The organism is Acinetobacter sp. Res13-Abat-PEC15-P4-01 (assembly GCF_015676285.1).
Classification (GTDB): Bacteria; Pseudomonadota; Gammaproteobacteria; order Pseudomonadales; family Moraxellaceae; genus Acinetobacter; species Acinetobacter nematophilus.
Map to the genome: position 1 here is coordinate 1 of NZ_JADAIN010000025.1, position 744 is coordinate 744.

Below are 744 nucleotides of genomic sequence, written 5' to 3' on the forward strand. Positions count from 1 at the left end.
CTCAAAGGCCCCAACGGCTAGTAGACATCGTTTACGGCATGGACTACCAGGGTATCTAATCCTGTTTGCTCCCCATGCTTTCGTACCTCAGCGTCAGTATTAGGCCAGATGGCTGCCTTCGCCATCGGTATTCCTCCAGATCTCTACGCATTTCACCGCTACACCTGGAATTCTACCATCCTCTCCCATACTCTAGCTTCCCAGTATCGAATGCAATTCCCAAGTTAAGCTCGGGGATTTCACATCCGACTTAAAAAGCCGCCTACGCACGCTTTACGCCCAGTAAATCCGATTAACGCTCGCACCCTCTGTATTACCGCGGCTGCTGGCACAGAGTTAGCCGGTGCTTATTCTGCGAGTAACGTCCACTCTCTATAGGTATTATCTATAGGAGCCTCCTCCTCGCTTAAAGTGCTTTACAACCATAAGGCCTTCTTCACACACGCGGCATGGCTGGATCAGGGTTCCCCCCATTGTCCAATATTCCCCACTGCTGCCTCCCGTAGGAGTCTGGGCCGTGTCTCAGTCCCAGTGTGGCGGATCATCCTCTCAGACCCGCTACAGATCGTCGCCTTGGTAGGCCTTTACCCCACCAACTAGCTAATCCGACTTAGGCTCATCTATTAACGCAAGGTCACAAGTGATCCCCTGCTTTCCCCCGTAGGGCGTATGCGGTATTAGCATCCCTTTCGAGATGTTGTCCCCCATTAATAGGCAGATTCCTAAGTATTACTCACCCGTCCG

General features: G+C 52.2%; 1 rRNA gene. It reads right to left on the minus strand.

From position 1 onward, the window contains the following. Positions 1–744: ribosomal RNA gene (locus tag IMO47_RS10965) — 16S ribosomal RNA — on the minus strand; the annotation flags it as partial.